The organism is Paenibacillus nanensis, assembly GCF_003583765.1.
GTDB classification, from domain to species: domain Bacteria; phylum Bacillota; class Bacilli; order Paenibacillales; family Paenibacillaceae; genus Pristimantibacillus; species Pristimantibacillus nanensis.
Genome location: NZ_QXQA01000011.1, coordinates 165,106 through 184,734 on the forward strand (window position 1 = coordinate 165,106; position 19,629 = coordinate 184,734).

The window sequence follows — 19,629 nt, forward strand, 5'->3', positions numbered from 1 at the left end:
AGGACTAAATATTTATGCTATCCAGCAGTTCCTTCATCTTCTCCATAGATGCGATAATCCGGTAGTTGCCCCGAAGCGGCTTGTAGCCCAGCTTGCGATTAATGTGAAGCATCGGGGCGTTCATCGAATCGTTGTCGGTGCGGATATAGGCGGCGCCGCGGCTTAAGCCTTCGCGGATCGCCGCCTGCTTCAGAGCCAGCGCGATTTTCCGTCCGCGGTACGCGCGGTCCACGCATGTGTATTCATGATACATGCCGTTAGTGGCGGCGATATGAATGACGTTCGCCATGCCGACAAAGCGGCCATCATCTGCCGCAATAAAGACCAGCTCCGGCTTAAACCCGTCCACCTGGAGGTACCACTTTTTCCATTCGGTAAAGTCCGGCACATCGCCAAGATAGCCGGGAATATCCCGCATGGTTGCGGTCGAGAGCTCATAGAGCTTGCGCTCGTTTTCTTCGCTAGGCTCATCCGCGAGCGTCAGCATCTTCAGTCCGTTCTCTTGGAGCAGTCCTTCCGGGTCGCCCACCGTTAGACCGGATGCTGAAGGCTCCAGCTGCAGCACGGATTGATAGGTTTGCCGTTCGACCATAAACCCTCGATTTTTCGCAAATTCAAGCGCCTCGGGCTGGTCATCCCACACTTCGGTGATAAAAGCGGATGCGCCAATACCGTCAGCCCAATCGTAGGCATGACGGAGCAGCGCTTCTCCAACGCCTTGCTTGCGGACCTCCGGTTTTACCACAAGTGTCATGCATACATAACCTGGCTCCGTCCAAGGCGCGCGCCATACCCATACATAGCCCCAAAGGTCATTTTGTCCGTTAACCGCAACCACTCGGCTCCGGTCATAGCCAAGCAGCAGGCCTTGCTCGTTCTTCCATGTATGCCCGGTCTCATACAGCTTCTTATCGTCATCCTCCAGCTTCTCAGCTGAGGTCGGCTCGGCCCAATGCGTGTTCAGCAGCTCCGCCAGCGGGGCATAGTCCTCCGGTAAACGAAGCGGTCTCAAATGAAATGTCATCGATTATATACCTTCTTTCGGTCCTCTTTGAGCTGATTATGGCACGGGCTTCAGGCAGTTGAAAGGTAATAGTTGATTATAATCAGAATTGACGATGACTATGGTAATGTAAGGCCTCCCAATGGTATTCTGTAGACAATCTCTATATAAAATAGAATCGTATAACGGGAGGCCGATATGGGAGAGTGGAGACAAGTATTAAACGATTGGAAGTTCAAAGCCTGCGAAGAGAAGGAATGGCTGCCGGCTGTTGTGCCGGGCTGCGTACATACGGATCTGCTTCGAAACGGTATAATCGCCGACCCGTTCTACGGAACGAACGAGCATGACTTGCAATGGATCGATAAGATGGATTGGGAGTATCAGGCAGCGTTTGATGTGGAGGAGCAGCAGCTGTCCGCATCGAAGCTTGAGCTGGTGTTCGACGGCTTGGACACTTACGCGGACGTTTATGTGAACGATACCCATGTCCTTTCCGCCGACAATATGTTCCGTTCATGGCGAGCGGACATTAAGCCGCTGGTCAAGGCGAAGGATAACACGTTAAAAATCCGGTTCCGCTCGCCGATTCAGGAGGATCTGCCGAAGCTGGAGAAGCTCGGTTACAGCTTGCCGGCGTCGAATGATCAATCCGATGTCGGCGGTCTTGGAGATAAAAAGGTCAGCATCTTTGCGCGCAAAGCGCCTTATCATTACGGCTGGGACTGGGGTCCCCGGTTTGTGACCAGCGGCATTTGGCGGGAAGTAAGGCTCGAAGGCTGGTCCGGCGCGCGCGTGACCGATCTGTTCATCAAGCAAGAGAAGGTGACGGCTGAGGAAGCGCAATTGTCCGCCATCGTGGAGATTGAGGCCGAAGCCGTCTTCGAAGGCGTTATTCGGCTGCAAACAGGAGAGCTATTTTGGGAGCAAGCGGTCAGTTTGATTCCCGGCCTCAATACCATTCAAATCGACGCGAAGATTGCCGAGCCGAAGCTGTGGTGGTCGAGGGGCTTAGGAGAGGCTCATCTTTACACGTTTACGGCTGAGCTTATCCGTGACGGCGGAGCCGTATCCTCCAAATCGGTTCGTACGGGTCTCCGTTCGGTCAGGCTGGTGCGGGAGAAGGATGAGAAGGGCGCTTCGTTTTATTTTGAGCTGAATGGTGTCCCGGTCTTCGCCAAAGGCGCGAACCATATTCCGAACGACAGCTTTATTACGGAAGTGACGGACGAGAGATACCGGCATGAAATATTCGCCGCGGTCGAGTCTAACATGAACATGCTTCGCGTATGGGGCGGCGGCATTTATGAGCAGCCGATTTTCTATGAGCTCTGCGATGAGAACGGCATCATGGTGTGGCAGGACTTCATGTTCGCATGCAGTATGTACCCGGGCGATGAAGCGTTCCTGCGCAGCGTCCAGCTCGAAGCGGAGGAGAACGTCAAGCGTCTGCGCAATCACCCGTCCATCGTGCTCTGGTGCGGCAATAACGAGATCGATACCGCCTGGTCGCATTACAGCGAAGACATGGGCTGGGGCTGGAAGCAGCAATACAGTCCCGAGCTTCGGGAGAAGCTATGGGCCGATTACCAAAAGATTTTCCATCACATCCTTGCCGATGCGGTCGACGCGTATGCGCCTGGTGCCGATTACTGGCCATCCTCGCCGCTTGTCAGCTTGACCGGCGACGTGAACCAGCATTCCCACCCGCTCACGACGGAAGGGGACATTCATTATTGGGGCGTATGGCATGCCGTTGAGCCGTTCGAGAACTATAATGTGAAGATCGGCCGCTTCATGAGCGAATACGGCTTCCAATCGTTCCCTGAATATTCGACGGTTCGCACGTTCGCCGAGGAAGAGGATATGGCGCTGGAGTCGAAGGTGATGCTTGCGCATCAGAAGAACGGCAACGGCAATCGTCTGATCAAAGAATATATGGACATTTATATGAGCCAGCCGAAGGATTTCCCTTCCTTCCTCTATATGAGCCAAGTGCTGCAGGCCGAAGCGATGAAAACGGCGATTGAGGCTCACCGCCGCAAGATGCCGTATTGCATGGGCTCTCTCTATTGGCAAATGAACGATTGCTGGCCGGTCGCTTCGTGGGCCGGTATGGACTACTATGGCAAGTGGAAGGCGCTGCAGTATTACACGCGCAATAGCTTCCGCGACACGATGATTTCGATCGAGAGAAGCGATGAAGGAGTCGTGCAAATATTCGCGGTAACGGACGCACTGGAGTCGCTGCAAGGAACGGTGCGAGCTAGATTGTATGATTTTGAAGGCGTCATGCTGAAGGAGCAGTCTGTTGACATCAGCTGTGAAGGAAACAGCTCCACCGTTGTTCTTGCGCTTAACGAACAGGAATGGCTGGAAGGGCGCGACGCGACTTCCGTCGTGCTCGTGTCGGAGCTGATTCAGAACGGTGAACTGCTGGACAGCAAATTTTTCTATTTCGTAAAAGCGAAGGAGCTTCAGCTGGGCGCCAGCAGCGTTACCGTTGCGGAGGTGGAAGGAAGCGGGGGGACTCGCTTTACCGTTACAGCCGACCGTCTTGCGAAGCAGGTATGGTTAACCTCGGAGCAAGTGGGCATCTTCTCGGATAACTTCTTCGATCTCGTGCCGGGCGAAGTGAAGACGGTGGAATTCCGCCGAAGAGCGGAGGGCATGGCAAGCGGCCAGCCTGCGCCGGCAGGCAAGGTAGAGGCCCGTTCGATGATTGACTTCCTGCAATAACCAGTGCTAGATCCCTGCTTCGGAGCGGCAAAGCCGTTGGAGCAGGGTTTTTTTATGCCAACCTCTGTTCCGCATGAGTTACTCATTGCATGTGCGGAGGTTGAGCGTGTGGGGATTACCGCGTCCCCGGTTACTCGTGCGGTGATCAAGCGGATAGGTTCAACGCGTTCGGAGTCCGGTCACTCATTACACGTGGGGGAATCAGGCGGATAGCTTCAAGGTGTACGGAGACAGATACTCATTATACGTGCGGTAATCAAGCGGAGACAGGTTCACCTTGTCCCGAAGATCACTCGTCACATATGCAGCAATCAGTCTAACAACAACAACAGCGCCGATGCTCTTTGAGCTGCGGTGGACGCATCCTGAGGAATAAGGACAAAAGTGCACCTATTACTTAGGATAGTATGGTCGCGGTTGAGAATAAGGACATAAGTACACCTATTTTTTAGCCAATACCCGCACTCAGGCTTCTTTTGAATTAATAGGTGTACTTATGGCGCTATTTCGGATGGTTGGTACACTTTCGATAGAAATAGGTGCACTTTTGGCGCTATTTTCATATGGGGAGTCTCCATCAGGCCGCTGGTCAGAAGGGCGTGCTCCATAGGCGCGTGATAGAGAGAGGGGGTCTCCAGTGGACAAATTGGGCGAGCATCATCCCAGTTGGTGATCATTCGGTAGGCGAGCAGACTCCATCAGGCGTTTGGTCTACAGGCGCGTAGTCTCCATCAGTTGTCAGTTGTCTGGCCGATGGACGCTCAGTCTCCATCAGACGCCTGCTCGGCAACGGTCATCCTCCACTAGCCCACCACGGGGCTGCCTCCAACAGCCCTCCAGCCCGCCGATCCCGGCAGAATAAAAAAGGAAGCCGCCCGGACCAAAGCTCCGTTCGGCTTCCTTTTTTTAAAAAATCGGTTTAGCTTGCTACCGCGTTGTAGGTCATGATCCAGATCGAGCCGGCTACGATCGTCAGCATAATGACGAGACCGAAGATCAACGCGATCAGGTTGAAGCGCGGCTTCTTCTCATCCCGGATATGCATGAAGAACAGCAGCTGAACGGCGAATTGCAGAATCGCCATCACGAGAATGAGCACCGTGGTGACTTGCTTGCTGAACATGTCGTTCATTACTGCGACCAGCGGGATGATGGTCAGCACGATGGAAAGGATAAAGCCGATGACGTACGACTTCAAAGAGCCGTGACCGCCTTCGTGTCCTCCATGGCCGGAGTGAGCGTTATGGTTCGCCATTCTACATCACCCCCATCAAGTAGACAATCGTGAAGACGAAGATCCATACGACGTCAAGAAAATGCCAGTACAAGCTGATAATGTTGACTTTGCGCTTCGTCACCGGCGTAATGCCGCGGCGGCTGAGCTGGATAATAAGAGCGGTCATCCAGACGAGACCGACCGAGACGTGCAGACCGTGCGTGCCGACGAGCGTAAAGAACGCGGACCAGTACGCGCTGGTGCCGATTGTTGCGCCCTCATGAACGAGGTGGATAAACTCCGTCACCTCGAGATAGATAAAGGACGCGCCAAGCAAAGCGGTGATGATCAGCCATACGATCAGGCCTTTTTTGTTGCCCCGGTTCATCTCCAGCAGCGCGATGCCGCTGGTGAAGCTGCTGGTCAGCAGGATAAACGTCGAAGCGATAATGCCTGGAAGCTCGATCAATTCGCCTCCTGTCGGGCCGCCTGCCGTATTGAGGCGCAGCACGACGAAGGTCGCAAACAATGTGCCGAACAAAATAACGTCGGTAATCAGGAAGAGCCAGAAGCCGAACGTCTTCATCTCTTCTTGGTCATGATGGTCATGGCCGTGATGATGATCATGCGCGGGGTGCCCGTGCGCCCCGGCATGCGGATCGATAGCGTGTGCCATTAGTGAGCCCCCCTTGCAGCGGCTTCCGTCCGCTCAATTTCATCTACAGGGATATAGTAATCCGTATTATAGCTAAACGATCTTGCCAGCATACTAATAATGACTCCCGCCAGTCCAAGCACGATCATCCATTTCCAGTCCCAGACGAAGCCGAACCCGGCTACGAACCAGCAGGTGGACATGATGAACGGGATGCCCGAATTGCGCGGCATGTGGATCGGTTCGAGCGGCGCTTTCTCCGCCGCGGCAACCTCCGGAAGCTCCGCTTCGCCTCTTAGGCGGCGCTGCTTCTTCTCCCACCAATCGTCTTGGCTGGTGACAACCGGCGTGCGCGCAAAGTTGTACATCGGCGCAGGCGATGGAATCGACCATTCCAGCGTGCGGCCGTCCCAAGCGTCGCCGGAGGTTTCTTTTTTCAAGAACTTAATGCTGTGCGCGATCTGCCATACTTGGAAAATAAACGCGAGACCCATCAGGAAGGCCCCGACCGTCGAAACGACGTTAAGCGGCTGCCAGCCCATGTCGAAGTCGTATTCGTTGAAGCGGCGTGTCATGCCCATGAGACCAAGCGCATATTGCGGCATGAAGCAGACATAGAAGCCGATGTTCCAGAACCAGAATGCCCATTTGCCGAGACCTTCGTGAAGCCTGAAGCCGAACATTTTTGGCCACCAGTAGTATAGGCCCGCGAAATAACCGAAAACAACGCCGCCGATCAGCACCTGGTGGAAATGCGCGATCAGGAAGTAGCTGTTATGGAACTGGAAGTCCGCAGGCGCCACCGACAGCAGCACCCCGGTCATCCCCCCGACAACGAAGCAAGGGATGAACGCGATCGTCCACAGCATCGGGGTAGGGAACGAAAGCTTACCTCGATACATTGTAAACAGCCAGTTGAATACTTTTACACCGGTCGGTATGGCGATTAGCATTGTCGTGATCGCAAAGAACGCGTTGACGTTCGCGCCCGAGCCCATCGTAAAGAAGTGATGCGCCCATGTAAAGAACGAGAAGAAGCTGATGGACATAAGCGCGAATACCATCGATTTGTAGCCGAACAGCTTTTTCTTCGAGAACGTTGCAACAATCTCGGAGAAGATGCCGAAAGCCGGCAAAATAACGATATATACCTCAGGGTGACCCCACATCCAGATAAGGTTGATGTACATCATCGGGTTGCCGCCGCCGTCAAGCGTAAAGAAATGTGCGCCGAGGTAGCGGTCTAAGAATAACAGGAACAGCGTTACGGTCAAAATAGGAAAAGCGAACATGATCGTGACGCAAGACGACAGCACGGACCAGCTGAACATCGGCATTTGCATCAGCTTCATGCCAGGCGCGCGCATCTTCAGAATCGTTACGACAAAGTTAATGCCTGTCGCAAGCGAGCCGATACCGGATATTTGAATACCCCAAATATAGAAATCTTGGCCGACGCCGGGACTTCCGGACAGCTCCGACAATGGCGGATAAGCGAGCCAGCCGGCATCCGGCGAGCCGCCGATAATAAACGATACGTTGAACAGCATCGCCCCGAAGAAGAACATCCAGAAGCTGAGGGAGTTCAGGAACGGGAAGGCGACGTCGCGCGCGCCGATCTGAAGCGGCACAACGATATTGAACAGACCGAACATCAGCGGCATCGCCATAAACAAGATCATGATGACGCCGTGCGTCGTAAAGATCGCGTTATAGTGATCGGCGTGGAGGAACTCCAGCTGAGGCGCGGCAAGCTGCACGCGCATGAGCAGGGCGTCGACGCCGCCGCGGAACAGCATCAGGATCGATGCGATAATGTACATGATGCCAATTCTTTTGTGATCGACGGTGGTGAGCCATTCGGTCCAAAGCCAGCGCCATTTTTTGAAATAAGTCAGGGTGAATACAATCGCTACGAGCGTAATCGCAATCGAGACTTGAGCGCCAAGAATAAGCGGGTCGCCCGTAACGAAAAACTCGGATGAAAAGTCTTTGATTTTATGCCACATGAGTTAAAGCTCCTTTCGTTAACGGTGCATTAATGACCCGCATGTCCTTCGTGAGAAGCGTTTGCCGCTTCGGTTTCTTCAGCGCCGTGGGAAGCATGCTCGTCGCTTGCTGCTTCTTCGTCTGTGCTTGCCTCTGCGCCGCCGCCATGATGCGAATGAGCGCCGCTGCTGCCTTCTTCTACATATTGCGTGACGATTTGCTCGAAGAGGCCTTCAGGGAAGCTGGAGAACAGCTGCACATCGGAGCGTCCCGGCTTTTGCAGTTCTTTGTAGCCGTCCATCGTCAAGGCTGGCGCGTCTGCTTTCACCTCTTCTACCCAAGCGTCGTACTCCTCTTGGGAAACGGCATCCGCGGTAAATGTCATTTGGGCAAAGTCTTCGCCGTTAAAGTTCGCGCCCGAGCCATAATAGCTGCCTTGTTCATCCGCTTGCAGATACAAGGTCATGGCCATGCCGGACATCGAGTAGAGCTGGCCGCCGAGCTGCGGAATCCAGAAGGAATTCATCGCCGTATCGGAGGTGAGCTGGAAGCGAATCGGCGTGTCTTCCGGGAACTTCACGTAGTTAACGGTCGCGATATCTTCGCCCGGATATTTGAACAGCCATTTCCAATCCATCGAAGTGACTTGAATCGTAATCGGCTCTTTATCCGAAGCGATCGCTTTAGACGGCTCAAGCTTGTACGTATAGTAGACGGTAACAGCACCGAGGATGATGATGATGACGATCGGAATGCTCCACCAGGTCACCTCAAGCTTCGTGTTATGCTCCCATTCCGGCTTGTAAGCCGCTTTGCGTCCTGGACGATCCCGGTAGCGCCAGACGATGATCGCCGTCAGGATGAGGACGGGAACGATAATGACCGCGCAAAGAAGGGTGGAGATCAGGATCAAATCCTTCTGCGATTCCCCGATCGGTCCTTTGGGGTCAAGCACGATGTACTGCTCGCTGCTGCAGCCGGAGATCAGGAAGACCATCGCAAGAAACAGCCCTGTTGCAAGCATTCGAAATTTACTTCTCATCACGGTACACTCCTTACATGTTCGAATTGCATCATGGTTTTGAACCTCTTAAACCTCATTAAGTACTTTGTGAAAAAATTCGCTTAACGTAGCTTACGTCAACAATAGCAGAATTGAAACGCTATTTCTGCATGGTTAACAATTACGTAAACAATTTGACTTTTTTCCGCCATAATTTATTCACGACTTAGACATATGGCAGAATTGGAAACGATTTCTTAGGCATTGGAGGCAGGATGAAATGCGGAAAATAATTGGGAAATAGCAGTCGTTCGAATGAACTGCCGCGGCTGTAGCGGTGACAGATTTGTTTTATTAGCACTTAGCATTGTGACGTCTTCGGCGATTATGGTCAATGGCGAAATAATGGTTAAGGGCATGAAAAAAGGCGGAATCCCAATCGCGAAGGATTGGAAATCCGCCTTTCTTCTATAAAAAGCAATTAGGATTGTTGATTATTGGATTTGTTGCCGCTCATTCTGGCATGAACCAGGCCGATTGCTGTGCCGATCACATAAATATGGACGCTGCCGATCAAGAATCCGATGCCGACCATGAGGCCGATATTCTTATCGCTGAAGTGGCTTAGATTAATGAGGCAAAGCAAAACGCCGATCGCGAGTACGCCCCATGCGATGATCGTCATGACGTTCACTAAACGTCTCACATCGGATTTGGATGGGCCAAGCTGGCTGATTGTAGCCGTTTTTGTAGTCATATCGGACACTCCTCATGAGAGAAATAATATTGTAAGTGCTTTCTTATTTCTTACTATACCACATATTATGTCGATTGTTCAAAGAAAATTCACTTTTTGAACATAAAATGGACAAATTTTTATCGGCAAAGTTTAAAAAATGATGAAATTGCTCCTTATAGTTTGTCCAAACGTTACATGACGCGCTGAATATAGTGATGGTAGGTCAAAAAGAAGGAGGTGACGCTATGAGCAAACTGACTACAGGGCCATTTGTCATTCCGCCTCTCATCGACACCGGCCTAACGCCGGACAACATGCTGATTACGCTTGTAAATCCAACCGCCAAGCCCAAAACGGTGACGGTCTTTCTAACAAGATCGCCACAAGCGGTGTTTCCGGCTACCGCAGCTATCGTGACGACATTGACGCAGCAGGTAACGCTGCAGCCTAACCAATCCACGCTAGTTCGTGCGCAGCTTGGCGTTCATTACCAAATCCGGGATACCGTTCGCGTTACGATCGCTAACGATATCGATGAAGAGGGAGAAAAGATCGAGGCGACCGTAGTCGTCGGCGACGGCGGCAGAACGGTTGCGACAACCTTTTTCCGTCATGACGATTTTGTAGAAACGGACAACCTCGTTTAACGGCGGACTAGCAGTACCTTGGTCAACGAGCAAGGCTCGTTGGCCTTTTTGATTGCGAAATCATGTCTTACATAAATAAGGAAAGGCCCGCCATCAGGCAAGCCTTTCCGTCTGTCGTTCGGGACTTCGGGTTAATCCGTCCACCAGCGCTTCAAATCCTCCCACCACGAGCGGGATCTGCCGGACTTCCCGCCGGCGCCGTTGCCGCCCGCGTCAGTGCCTGCTTCGCCGCCGGTGCCGGAATCGAGCGAAGTTCCGCACACCTCGGTCGGCTCCGTGCCGGTGAGGAAGGTTTCGAGCCGCCGGCTCTCGCAGGTCGCGGCCGCAAGCTTGCCGGAATTCGGGTCGATAAAGACGTTCACGACGCCTTCCTCCGGCATCGGGAAAAATTTCGGCGGCACAGCCGACAACGCGCCTTCGATAAAGCCGGCGAAGATCGGCGCCGCGCGCCGCGCCTCCGCAACGGTCAGCATGCGGTCCTTGTCGTAGCCGACCCAGACCGCGGCGGCCAGCTCCGGCGTATAGCCGACGAGCCAAGCGTCGGTCGCCGTCGTGCCGGTTTTGCCCGCGACGGGACGCTTGATCGCCGCCGACACCCGATGCGCCGTGCCGCCCTCGTCGAAGACGCTCTCCAGCAGGCTCGTCATCACATAGGCTTCCGCCGGCGTTATGACCTGCTTCTCTTGCGGCTTAGCTTCATATAATACATTGCCTTTGCGGTCTTCGATCCGCAGTATGGCGACCGGCTCCACGCGCACGCCTGCGTTGGCGAACGCGCCGTAAGCGGATGCCATCTCGAACGGGCTGACCGGGAACGTGCCGAGAGCAAGCGACGGCACGGGACTCATCGGGCTGTTCACGCCCAGCTTGCGGGCGGTCTCGATCACCTTGTCCGCGCCGACCGTCATAATCGTGTTCACGGCGTAAATATTGTCCGAGCTGCTGATGGCCGTCCGCATGTCAATGTAATCGCCGATATATTTATCGCCGTAATTATGCGGCTCGTACGTCTTGCGTCCCTCGTCGTAGCTGAATACCGTCGGCTCGCTTTTGAACCGGGTAACCGGCGTCATAAAGCCGCTCTGAAGCGCCGTCAAGTACAGGAACGGTTTGAACGCCGAACCCGGCTGGCGAGTCGACGCGAAGACGCGGTTGTATTGGTTCGTCTTGTAATCCCGTCCGCCGACCATGGCTTTAATATAGCCGTTGCGCGGATCGATCGCGACCAGCGCCGCTTGCTGCTCGGAGCTTGCCGGCATAACCTTCTTGATTGACTCTTCGGCAGCCGCCTGCGCTTCCTGATCCAGCGTCGTATAGATTGTAATGCCGCCTTCGTTGAGCAGCGATTCGTCGATGCCGTATTTCTCTACGGCCAAGTAGCGGATATAATCGCGGAAGTAAGGCGCGAAGCCTTCCTGCTGCCCCGAGCCGAGCGGCTGAAACGTCAGCACCTCGGCATAGGCCGCATCGGCTTGCTCCTCCGTAATCAAGCCGCCTTCCTTCATCGCTTCCAGGATGACGTACTGGCGGTCCTTGGCGTTCTTCATATTCATATAGGGCGAATAGTATTTGGGCCCTTTCGGAATGCCGGCCAGCATCGCGCTTTCGGCGAGCGACAGCTCGGACGCGTGCTTATCGAAATACATCATGGCGGCCGCTTCGATCCCGTAGGAGCCATGCCCGTAATAAATTTGATTCAAATACATGCCGAGAATTTCATCTTTACTGTATTTCATCTCCAGCTGAGCGGTATAAATCGCTTCCTTCAGCTTACGCTGCCACGTCCGCTCATGGGACAAGTACAAATTACGCGCCAGCTGCTGCGTGAGCGTGCTGGCCCCTTGCCTGGCGGACATGCTCTGCACGTTGACGACGACTGCGCGCGCCATGCCTCTAAGGTCAAAGCCCGCATGGTCGTAGAACCTTCGGTCTTCAATCGCCAGAGTAGCCTCGATGACATAATGAGAGATATCCTCCAGCGCAACCGACCGGCGGTTCTCTCCCGCGTGGAATGTGTCGATGACGTTGCCATGGATATCCAGCATTTGCGAGGTCTGACTGATCGTCGATACCGGGAGCGTCTGTGCGCGCAAATAGAAGTAGAGGCCGATCATAACGGCGAAGACCGCAAGCCCTGCTAGTCCGGCGCGAAGCGCCCACTTCCGCATTTTGAGCAAATGGGGGAGAAACCGTTCAATGAGTATAGGAAAAGCCAAGCGGCGCCGCAGCTTGCTCTGCCGACCTGCGGACGGCTTCGAAGACTTGTTCATGCTGCTGACCCCCTTCCGTCAGTAGTTGCCTGCTTACTTTTTAGTATGGAAAAATACGGTACGAGCTATTCATGCACGAGTGGTACATGAGAACAAGAGCAGCGGTCATTCCGTGAAAAAATGGATAATTTTTCTTGCCAAGAAGTAGGGTTTGTGCGAGGATGGTTAGAAAAACAAAATTGGGGTGGAGAGAGTGGGTACCTTTATCGCTTCAACAAAACATAACGTGAAGACGGCGATGGGCATACAGGGCTTTCCGATTATATTGCTCGTCAATATTTTCTTTGGCGTGTCCATGTCGTTTGTTCTGCCATTCAACTCGATGTTCGGCATCGACGAGGTTGGAATGAGCAACACGACCTTCGGCATCTTTATGCTGGTCTCTTCCTTAAGCGGCATCGTAATCAGCACCATCATCGCCAAGCTGTCGGACCGGATTCCGGACCGCAAAATCATTTTGGTCCTGTGCGCCGCTGCGGGGGTTATCGGTTATCTCGGCTTTGCGTTCTCCCGCGATTATTTTGTGCTTCTTGCGTTTTCATCGGTTTTTCTCGGCATCTCTTCCTCAACCTTTGCGCAGGTGTTCGCCATTGGCAGGGAAATGCTGACCAAATCGGATATGCCGCCAAAGCAGCTGCCTTTCTATATGAACATTCTCCGCACTATTTTTGCTTTGGCGTGGACGGTAGGGCCGGCGATCGCCTCTTATGTGCTGCTTTATTTGGGTTTTGTCGGCCTGTACGTCGTCGCCGCGACAGCGAATGCGTGCGTTGCGGTCATCACGCTGCTGTTCCTGCACCGCAAGGTGGAAGCGAAGGGCGGCAAGGCATCTCAAGCGGACCTTCCGCTCAGGCAGATCATGCTCCAGCCTACGATTCTTATAAATCTGATCGCGTTTACGTGCATCGCGACGGCCAACACGCTCAATTCGATGAATATGGCGCAATTCGTGACGAAGGAGCTTGGCGGGAGCGGGGAGAATGTCGGGCTGATATTCAGCATTCCGCCCGTATTCGAAATTCCGTTTATGCTAGGCTTTGGCTACATGGCAACCCGGATGAAAAGCGATAAGCTGATCCGCCTGGGCGCTTTCATCGCATTCGTTTATTTCGGCGCCCTGTATTTCACGGAAGCGCCTTGGCATATTTATTCCATTCAAATATTGAGCGCGCTGTACATCTCCATCACGAACGGCATCGCCATTACCTACTTCCAGGACTTCTTGCCGGATATGCCGGGGACCGCGACGAATCTCTACTCCAATTCGAATAAAGCGGGGAATATGATTGGCTTTATGCTGTTCGGAGTGATAGCGGACAGCTTTGGTTACCGTAATGTATATCTTACTTGCGCCCTATTTACATTGGCCGCGGCCGTGCTTCTCGTTGCGCTGGGCCGTTCGAAACGGATGCAGGTTCAGGCTTCCGCCAGCGCTTAATGAGAAGCTGCGGCTCAAAAGGTTGCTTTTTTGCCATGAAATACTATAATACAGGTTGAACCATTGACGACCGAAAGAAGGGATTAAGCGACATGGAATTGTGGTATACCGAGAAACAAACCGAAAACTTCGGCATTACGGCGAAGATAACAAAGAGCTACGTACATGAACAAACGGAATTTCAACAGCTGGATATGATCGAGACGGAAGAGTTCGGCACGATGCTGGTGCTCGACGGTATGGTTATGACAACCGTAAAGGACGAATTCGTCTATCATGAAATGGTTGCGCATCCGGTGCTGTTCACGCATCCGAACCCGGAGCATGTGCTCGTAGTAGGCGGCGGCGACGGCGGCGTCATCCGCGAGGTGATGAAGCATCCGAAGGTGAAAAAGGCCGTTCTGGTCGATATCGACGGGAAGGTCATCGAATATTCGAAAAAATATTTGCCGACCATCGCAGGCGAGCTCGACAACCCTCGCGTAGAGGTGCTGGTGAACGACGGCTTCATGCATATCCACGATCATAAGAACGCGTACGACGTCATTATGGTAGACTCGACGGAGCCGGTCGGCCCTGCGGCGAACCTGTTCACTCGCGGCTTCTACCAAGGGATCTACGAATCGCTGAAGGAAGACGGCATCTTCGTCGCGCAGACGGATAACCCTTGGTTCAAGGCCGACCTGATCCAAAGCGTGAACCGCGACGTGAAGGAAGTATTCCCGATCGTGCGCGTATACGGCGCCAACATCCCAACGTACCCGTCCGGTCTTTGGACGTTCACGATGGGCAGCAAGAAGTACGATCCGCTTCAAGTGGACGAATCGTCCATTCCGGAGCTGGATACGAAATATTACACGCCGCGCCTGCACAAGGCTGCGTTCGTGCTTCCGAAATTCGTAGAAGATTTAGTGAAGTAGCAGCGTTTATCGCATCTTCGAAGAGCCCGTTCCCGGCCGTATGCCGAAACCGGGCTCTTTTTTATTAGCGGTTCTGCGGTATATACTAAGCCTAATTAAGATCGCGTCTGCGTAAGTAATGGGGGGAGCAGGAATGGCAGCGGCAGACTATTGCAAAGTGTTGATTGTAGACGATGAGATTCTAATCAGGCAGGGCATCAAGCATTTCATGAACTGGGAGAAGGAAGGCTTTCTTATTGTCGGAGAAGCCTCGAACGGATTAGAAGCGCTTGAAATGATCGAACAGCTGAAGCCGAATATTGTGCTTACCGATATCGTGATGCCCGTTATGGACGGAGAAGAGCTGACCAAGCGGATCAAGACGCAGTACCCGGATATCGAAGTGATCGTGCTGAGCAGCTTCGGGGAATACAATTACGTCCGGTCGACGTTTCAAAGCGGCGTAGCGGATTATATTTTGAAGCCGAAGCTGGATACGCAGCATTTATTGACCGTGCTGAAAATGGCGGCCGAGCGGATTCCTTCGCAGCGGGACGGAGACGCCGCAGCGGATGAGCTTCAGCCTTCCGGCGATAGGCTGCTCGAGAGACTGCTGTCCGGTTACGATATGCCCTTCGATGCGGATGAAGCCAAAACGATCTTCCCGTACCCGGCGTTTCGGATCGTCGGCGCAACAGCGGCCGGCGCCGGCTCGGACGAGCTTCGCGACAGGCTTGAGGCCATGCTCCGGCGCGAGGTCTCGGAAGGGGAAGCCGCGCTTCACGAGCTGCGGACAGAGTCCCGCGCTGCGGCCTTTTTGATCAACGCCGAAATAACGGTGTTGGAGCTGCTGAAGGTAAGGGCGCAGGGCGAGGCGCCGCGTTTGAGGGAAGACGGACATGCGTCTCAACTGCTGCTAAGCGCGATATTCGACGATTTGTCCGAACTAAACCCGGTCTTCCGCGGCAGCTTCCTAAAGCTGGTCGAATATAGCTTCTTTCTCCCGGATCATCCGGTGCTTGCGGCAGGGACGCTGCCGGCATCCGGCCCCGCGCCGGAGAGCTTTCAGCTGAGCCGCTTCACGGAGGAATTCAAGCGCGGGCGCTTTCGGGACGCGTTCGACGGATTGCGCGCTCATGTGGAAGAGATGGCCGCCTGTTACACGGCGGACGTATTCGAATTTAAGTCGTTTCTGGGTAATATCATTTTCAACGTCACGGTGCTTCTCGGCAATATGGGATACGGCGTAAAGGAGCTGGAGAAGAACAAATACGGCTATTTCAAAGCGATTGAAGACAGCCATTCGGCCCGCGAAGCGATTCGAAGGCTGGACGAGTTTATCGCGGAGGCGGAGGCCTGCATTGCCGAGAAGGAGAGCCAGACGGGCGGAAGCAGCGCCAACATGAAGCGGCTGCTGGACTATATCCATGAGCATTATGCGGAGCCGCTGACCTTGACGGAGATGGCCAAGCATTTTCATTTCAACCCGTCGTATTTGTCCAGCTATTTTTCCTCGCACAACGAAGAAGGGTTTATCGACTACTTGCATAAGGTGCGGACGGAGAAGGCGGAGGAGCTGCTAAGAGGCGGCGACGCGCCTATTTCGGAGATCAGCGGTATGGTTGGTTACGCGGACCACAGCTACTTCTGCAAAGTTTTCAAGCGGCATACCGGCCTCTCGCCGAGCCGCTACCGCAGACTACATCAGAATGAAAGAAGTGACGGCCCGCGATGAGACGGTTTTTCGATCGGTTCAAATATAACGGTCTGTTCGTCAAAATGTTCATTGTTATGGTCGTCAGTATCGCGTCAGTAGCGGTTATTACGACTTGGACGACGATCAACACCTCGGAGCGCGTGTTTCTGGAGACGTTCAGCATTACGAATTCCAAAGTCGTGGAACAGATCAAAAGCAACATGGACGCGTATAACTACGCGATTGTCATCGCGTCCAACAATGTGCTGCAAAGCGGCTCGATACGAGGCTTTCTAACGGAGGGGGACGGCAACTCGCTCTCCCAGATGAGGGCTTATTACAACATGAGCCAACAGATCAAACGGATCCACTCCGGACTAGACGCGTACGATGTGAGCATCATTGTGAATGGAGTGAACGGCAGAAGCTTTGCGACGGACCGGACGATCTGGCCGATCTCGGACAAGGCGCTGCGGAGTCATCCGATAACCGACCGTACGCTGAGCGAGCCCCGCAAGCTGCATTATCTTTATGATGACGCGAACGTCTCCGGCAATCCTGACGTCGCGCCGACCATTGTCGCTTCCAAGGCGCTTCTGGACCGGACGACCGGCAAGGTGTACGGTTCGATGTATTTTCCGATTCGGGAGCAGGAATTTAAACGATTCTATGAAAGCTTCACCAGTCTGGGCAATGATGTCGCGGTTATGAGCGGGACCGGCATGATTCTATCCTCCAACCGATCCGAGTGGATCGGGCAGCCATCGGAGCAGCTGCTGAACTATGCCAAGGAGATAGAAAAGAAGGGCCTCCCTTATATGGACGCGGAAATGATGGACAAAAGCCATGTCATTCTGTCGACTTACCTGCAGTCGCTGGATTTGTACGTCGTCAACGTCATTGACAAAGAGGCGGCGATCGGGCAGCTGACGGACACCGACGCGATCGTCCTGACGGTTATGATCATTGTGGCAGCAGCACTCATTATCGTTTTTCTTATTTCCCGCAGGCTGACCAAATCGTTGACGCGGCTGGTCAAACAAATCTCGACCATCTCCAAATATGAGTTCGATCATGAGGTAACCGTTGGCGGCAGCTACGAGACGAGGCAGCTGGCGCAGGCGTTCAATTCCATGCTGGCCGAGCTCCAGGTATATGTCAGGGAGCTGCTGGAGACGCAGAAGGGACAGCGGAATGCGGAGCTTGAAGCGCTGCAGCAGCAGATCAATCCGCACTTCCTGTATAATACGCTTGCTTCCGTGAAGTTTATGGTTCAGCAAGGCAGTAAAGAGAAGGCGGCGGAGACGATCAACGCGCTGATCTCCCTGCTGCAGAACGCGATCGGCAACGTAAGCGCCACGATTACGCTCAGCCAAGAGTTAATTAACCTCAAAAACTATGTGTTCATCAATCATGTGCGCTACGGGGAACGGATCAAGATGAACTATTTCGTATCGCCGGATTGTATGGGATATCATGTGCCGAAGCTTATCATTCAGCCTTTTATCGAGAACGCTTTTTTCCACGGCTTCAACCAGAAGAGCGAAGGCAACATCTATTTCATGGCGTCCAAGGACGGAGACTCGCTTGTATGCGAGGTTGCGGATAACGGAGACGGCTTCGACATGGGCGGGGTTGATGGACTTCCTCTGCCGCAGACGAGCAGGCGGCAGCTGTTTGCCGGGATCGGCGTGAAAAACGTGCATGACCGGATCAAGCTGCTGTACGGAGAGCAATACGGCGTTACGATAGCGAGCGAGCCGGGGGAAGGAACCCGAGTGAAAATCCGTCTGCCGCTGATCAAAGGGTAAAAATCGTTTTAGTTTCAAAAAATCGTCCAAATCCGATTAAGCTTAGCACTCGTCAACCTATAATAATCCGACAATTGGTTGCAAATATCGTCCTAACGCCCGCCGAGATCGCGATGCTAAAATTTAGATGTAAGCCGTGAAGCGCTTACAAGTCAAAAAATAGATAAACGGAGGTCTTGACGATGAAGAAAATGCTCGGATTGCTTCTTGCCTGCGCGTTAGTGCTTGGCGCCTGTAGCTCGAACGGCGGCACGAATTCGGCAGGCGAAGGCGGCAATGGCGGAGACGGCGGGGACGCAAGCAAAATCACGATTTGGGCTTGGGATCCCAACTTCAATATTAAGGCGATGAACCTGGCGAAGGAGACGTACGCGGCGGATCATCCGGATGTGGAAATCGAAATCATTGAGAACGCTCAAAACGATATTGTACAAAAGCTGAATACGGGCCTGAGCTCGGGCACAACGAAAGGTTTGCCGAACATCGTGCTGATTGAAGATTATCGCGCGCAAAGCTTCCTGCAGGCATATCCGGATATGTTCCATCCGCTGACAGACAGCTTCAAGGCGGAGGATTTCGCTGAATACAAGCTTGGACCGACAAGCGTAGGCGATACGCGCTACGGCCTGCCGTTCGACTCCGGCGTAACCGGCTTGTATGTGAGAACGGATTACCTGGAGCAAGCGGGCTATACGGTAGACGATATGCAAGATATTACATGGGACCAATACATCGAGATCGGCAAAGCGGTGAAGGAGAAGACAGGCAAGGACTGGTTATCCCTTGACCCGAACGACCTGGGCATTCTCCGCGTCATGATTCAATCGGCCGGCTCCTGGTATTTGAAGGAAGACGGCAAAACAGCGGACTTGGCGGACAACGCTGCGCTGAAGGAAGCTTTCGAAACGTACAAAAAGATGATGGACGCAAACATTGTCAAAATCCACTCCGATTGGAGCCAATACGTAGCCAACTACAATAGCGGCGATGCGGCTTCGGTGCCGACGGGCAACTGGTTTACGCCATCGATTACTGCCGCAGCCGATCAGGCGGGCAAATGGGCAATCGTTCCTCTGCCTAAGCTGACGAACAACGCGGATTCCGTTCATGCCTCCAGCCTTGGCGGCAGCTCGTGGTATGTGCTCAATGTGCCGGGCAAAGAAGCGGCGGCCGAATTCCTGGGCGCGACGCTTGGCTCCAATGTCGATCTGTACCAGAAGCTGGTCACCGACATTGGCGCGATCGGCACTTATAAGCCGGCATCGGAAGGCGAAGCGTACAAAGCGCCTAACGAGTTTTTCGGCGGCCAAGTCATCGTGCAGGACTTCGCGAAGTGGACGGCTGAAATTCCGAACGTGAACTACGGCATGCACACGTATGCAATCGAGGATATTCTCGTCGTCGAGATGCAGAATTATCTGAACGGCAAGGCAATCGACCAAGTGCTGGCGGACGCTCAGAAGCAAGCGGATTCGCAAATCAAATAATTCGTCATTTCGAAGAAGGAACCTTGGACAACCGCCT

14 protein-coding genes are annotated in these 19,629 nt (G+C 53.5%); 7 read left to right on the top strand and 7 right to left on the bottom strand.

The annotated features are described in order from the left end of the window. Nucleotides 1-4: 4 nt before the first annotated feature. A complete protein-coding gene (locus D3P08_RS17475) occupies nt 5-1,024 on the bottom strand; it encodes a GNAT family N-acetyltransferase (protein WP_119600995.1) in 1,020 nt (339 codons plus the stop codon). Between the two features lie 177 nt (nt 1,025-1,201). Between D3P08_RS17475 and D3P08_RS17480 the strand changes: the two genes are divergently transcribed. Further along, the gene (locus tag D3P08_RS17480) at nt 1,202-3,742 is read left to right on the top strand and encodes a beta-mannosidase (RefSeq protein WP_119600996.1); all 2,541 of its coding nucleotides are present in this window, start codon (nt 1,202-1,204) and stop codon (nt 3,740-3,742) included. Nucleotides 3,743-4,661: 919 nt separating this feature from the next. Here the strand turns inward: D3P08_RS17480 and cyoD are convergent. The 5 genes from cyoD to D3P08_RS17505 form a co-directional block, all read right to left on the bottom strand. Further along, entirely contained in the window at nt 4,662-4,997 is a 336-nt protein-coding gene (gene cyoD / locus D3P08_RS17485; RefSeq protein ID WP_119600997.1) for a cytochrome o ubiquinol oxidase subunit IV, read from the bottom strand. Between the two features lies 1 nt (nt 4,998). After that, nucleotides 4,999-5,634, bottom strand: a complete 636-nt coding sequence (gene cyoC / locus D3P08_RS17490) for a cytochrome o ubiquinol oxidase subunit III (RefSeq protein WP_119600998.1) — start codon at nt 5,632-5,634, stop codon at nt 4,999-5,001. Next, on the bottom strand, nt 5,634-7,622 hold the full coding sequence (locus tag D3P08_RS17495; protein WP_119600999.1) for a cbb3-type cytochrome c oxidase subunit I: 1,989 nt from the start codon (nt 7,620-7,622) through the stop codon (nt 5,634-5,636). Before D3P08_RS17495 ends, cyoC begins: the two co-directional genes overlap by 1 nt. Before the next feature lie 29 nt (nt 7,623-7,651). Continuing rightward, nucleotides 7,652-8,644: a ubiquinol oxidase subunit II gene (gene cyoA, locus D3P08_RS17500; RefSeq protein ID WP_119601000.1), complete on the bottom strand. Its 993-nt coding sequence runs from the start codon at nt 8,642-8,644 to the stop codon at nt 7,652-7,654. Nucleotides 8,645-9,086: 442 nt separating this feature from the next. After that, the gene (locus D3P08_RS17505) at nt 9,087-9,362 is read right to left on the bottom strand and encodes a hypothetical protein (RefSeq protein WP_119601001.1); all 276 of its coding nucleotides are present in this window, start codon (nt 9,360-9,362) and stop codon (nt 9,087-9,089) included. A 227-nt stretch (nt 9,363-9,589) separates the two neighbouring features. Here D3P08_RS17505 and D3P08_RS17510 point away from each other — a divergent pair, with 227 nt between their 5' ends. Continuing rightward, nucleotides 9,590-9,991, top strand: a complete 402-nt coding sequence (locus D3P08_RS17510; protein WP_119601002.1) for a hypothetical protein — start codon at nt 9,590-9,592, stop codon at nt 9,989-9,991. A gap of 131 nt (nt 9,992-10,122) precedes the next feature. Here the strand turns inward: D3P08_RS17510 and D3P08_RS17515 are convergent, their stop codons facing one another. Further along, entirely contained in the window at nt 10,123-12,261 is a 2,139-nt protein-coding gene (locus tag D3P08_RS17515; RefSeq protein ID WP_119601003.1) for a transglycosylase domain-containing protein, read from the bottom strand. A gap of 193 nt (nt 12,262-12,454) precedes the next feature. Between D3P08_RS17515 and D3P08_RS17520 the strand changes: the two genes are divergently transcribed. The 5 genes from D3P08_RS17520 to D3P08_RS17540 all read left to right on the top strand — a co-directional run bounded on the left by D3P08_RS17520 (nt 12,455) and on the right by D3P08_RS17540 (nt 19,592). Further along, a complete protein-coding gene (locus D3P08_RS17520) occupies nt 12,455-13,699 on the top strand; it encodes a sugar efflux transporter (RefSeq protein WP_119601004.1) in 1,245 nt (414 codons plus the stop codon). Nucleotides 13,700-13,791: 92 nt separating this feature from the next. Continuing rightward, on the top strand, nt 13,792-14,619 hold the full coding sequence (speE, locus tag D3P08_RS17525) for a polyamine aminopropyltransferase (RefSeq protein ID WP_119601005.1): 828 nt from the start codon (nt 13,792-13,794) through the stop codon (nt 14,617-14,619). A 133-nt stretch (nt 14,620-14,752) separates the two neighbouring features. Beyond that, nucleotides 14,753-16,333 (top strand): response regulator transcription factor, encoded by a 1,581-nt coding sequence (locus D3P08_RS17530; protein ID WP_119601006.1) that lies wholly within the window; start codon nt 14,753-14,755, stop codon nt 16,331-16,333. Beyond that, a complete protein-coding gene (locus tag D3P08_RS17535) occupies nt 16,330-18,105 on the top strand; it encodes a sensor histidine kinase (protein WP_119601007.1) in 1,776 nt (591 codons plus the stop codon). The genes D3P08_RS17530 and D3P08_RS17535 overlap by 4 nt, the downstream gene beginning before the upstream one ends. Nucleotides 18,106-18,287: 182 nt before the next feature. Continuing rightward, on the top strand, nt 18,288-19,592 hold the full coding sequence (locus tag D3P08_RS17540) for an ABC transporter substrate-binding protein (protein WP_119601008.1): 1,305 nt from the start codon (nt 18,288-18,290) through the stop codon (nt 19,590-19,592). Nucleotides 19,593-19,629 lie beyond the last annotated feature (37 nt).

Bases quoted from the DNA above. Each gene is read 5' to 3' on its own strand.
- D3P08_RS17510 (WP_119601002.1), top strand. From the start codon at position 9,590: ATGAGCAAACTGACTACAGGGCCATTTGTCATTCCGCCTCTCATCGAC.
- D3P08_RS17535 (WP_119601007.1), top strand. From the start codon at position 16,330: ATGAGACGGTTTTTCGATCGGTTCAAATATAACGGTCTGTTCGTCAAA.
- D3P08_RS17515 (WP_119601003.1), bottom strand. From the start codon at position 12,261: ATGAACAAGTCTTCGAAGCCGTCCGCAGGTCGGCAGAGCAAGCTGCGG.
- cyoD (WP_119600997.1), bottom strand. From the start codon at position 4,997: ATGGCGAACCATAACGCTCACTCCGGCCATGGAGGACACGAAGGCGGT.
- D3P08_RS17475 (WP_119600995.1), bottom strand. From the start codon at position 1,024: ATGACATTTCATTTGAGACCGCTTCGTTTACCGGAGGACTATGCCCCG.
- D3P08_RS17540 (WP_119601008.1), top strand. From the start codon at position 18,288: ATGAAGAAAATGCTCGGATTGCTTCTTGCCTGCGCGTTAGTGCTTGGC.
- speE (WP_119601005.1), top strand. From the start codon at position 13,792: ATGGAATTGTGGTATACCGAGAAACAAACCGAAAACTTCGGCATTACG.
- D3P08_RS17495 (WP_119600999.1), bottom strand. From the start codon at position 7,622: ATGTGGCATAAAATCAAAGACTTTTCATCCGAGTTTTTCGTTACGGGC.
- D3P08_RS17530 (WP_119601006.1), top strand. From the start codon at position 14,753: ATGGCAGCGGCAGACTATTGCAAAGTGTTGATTGTAGACGATGAGATT.
- cyoA (WP_119601000.1), bottom strand. From the start codon at position 8,644: ATGAGAAGTAAATTTCGAATGCTTGCAACAGGGCTGTTTCTTGCGATG.
- cyoC (WP_119600998.1), bottom strand. From the start codon at position 5,634: ATGGCACACGCTATCGATCCGCATGCCGGGGCGCACGGGCACCCCGCG.
- D3P08_RS17505 (WP_119601001.1), bottom strand. From the start codon at position 9,362: ATGACTACAAAAACGGCTACAATCAGCCAGCTTGGCCCATCCAAATCC.
- D3P08_RS17480 (WP_119600996.1), top strand. From the start codon at position 1,202: ATGGGAGAGTGGAGACAAGTATTAAACGATTGGAAGTTCAAAGCCTGC.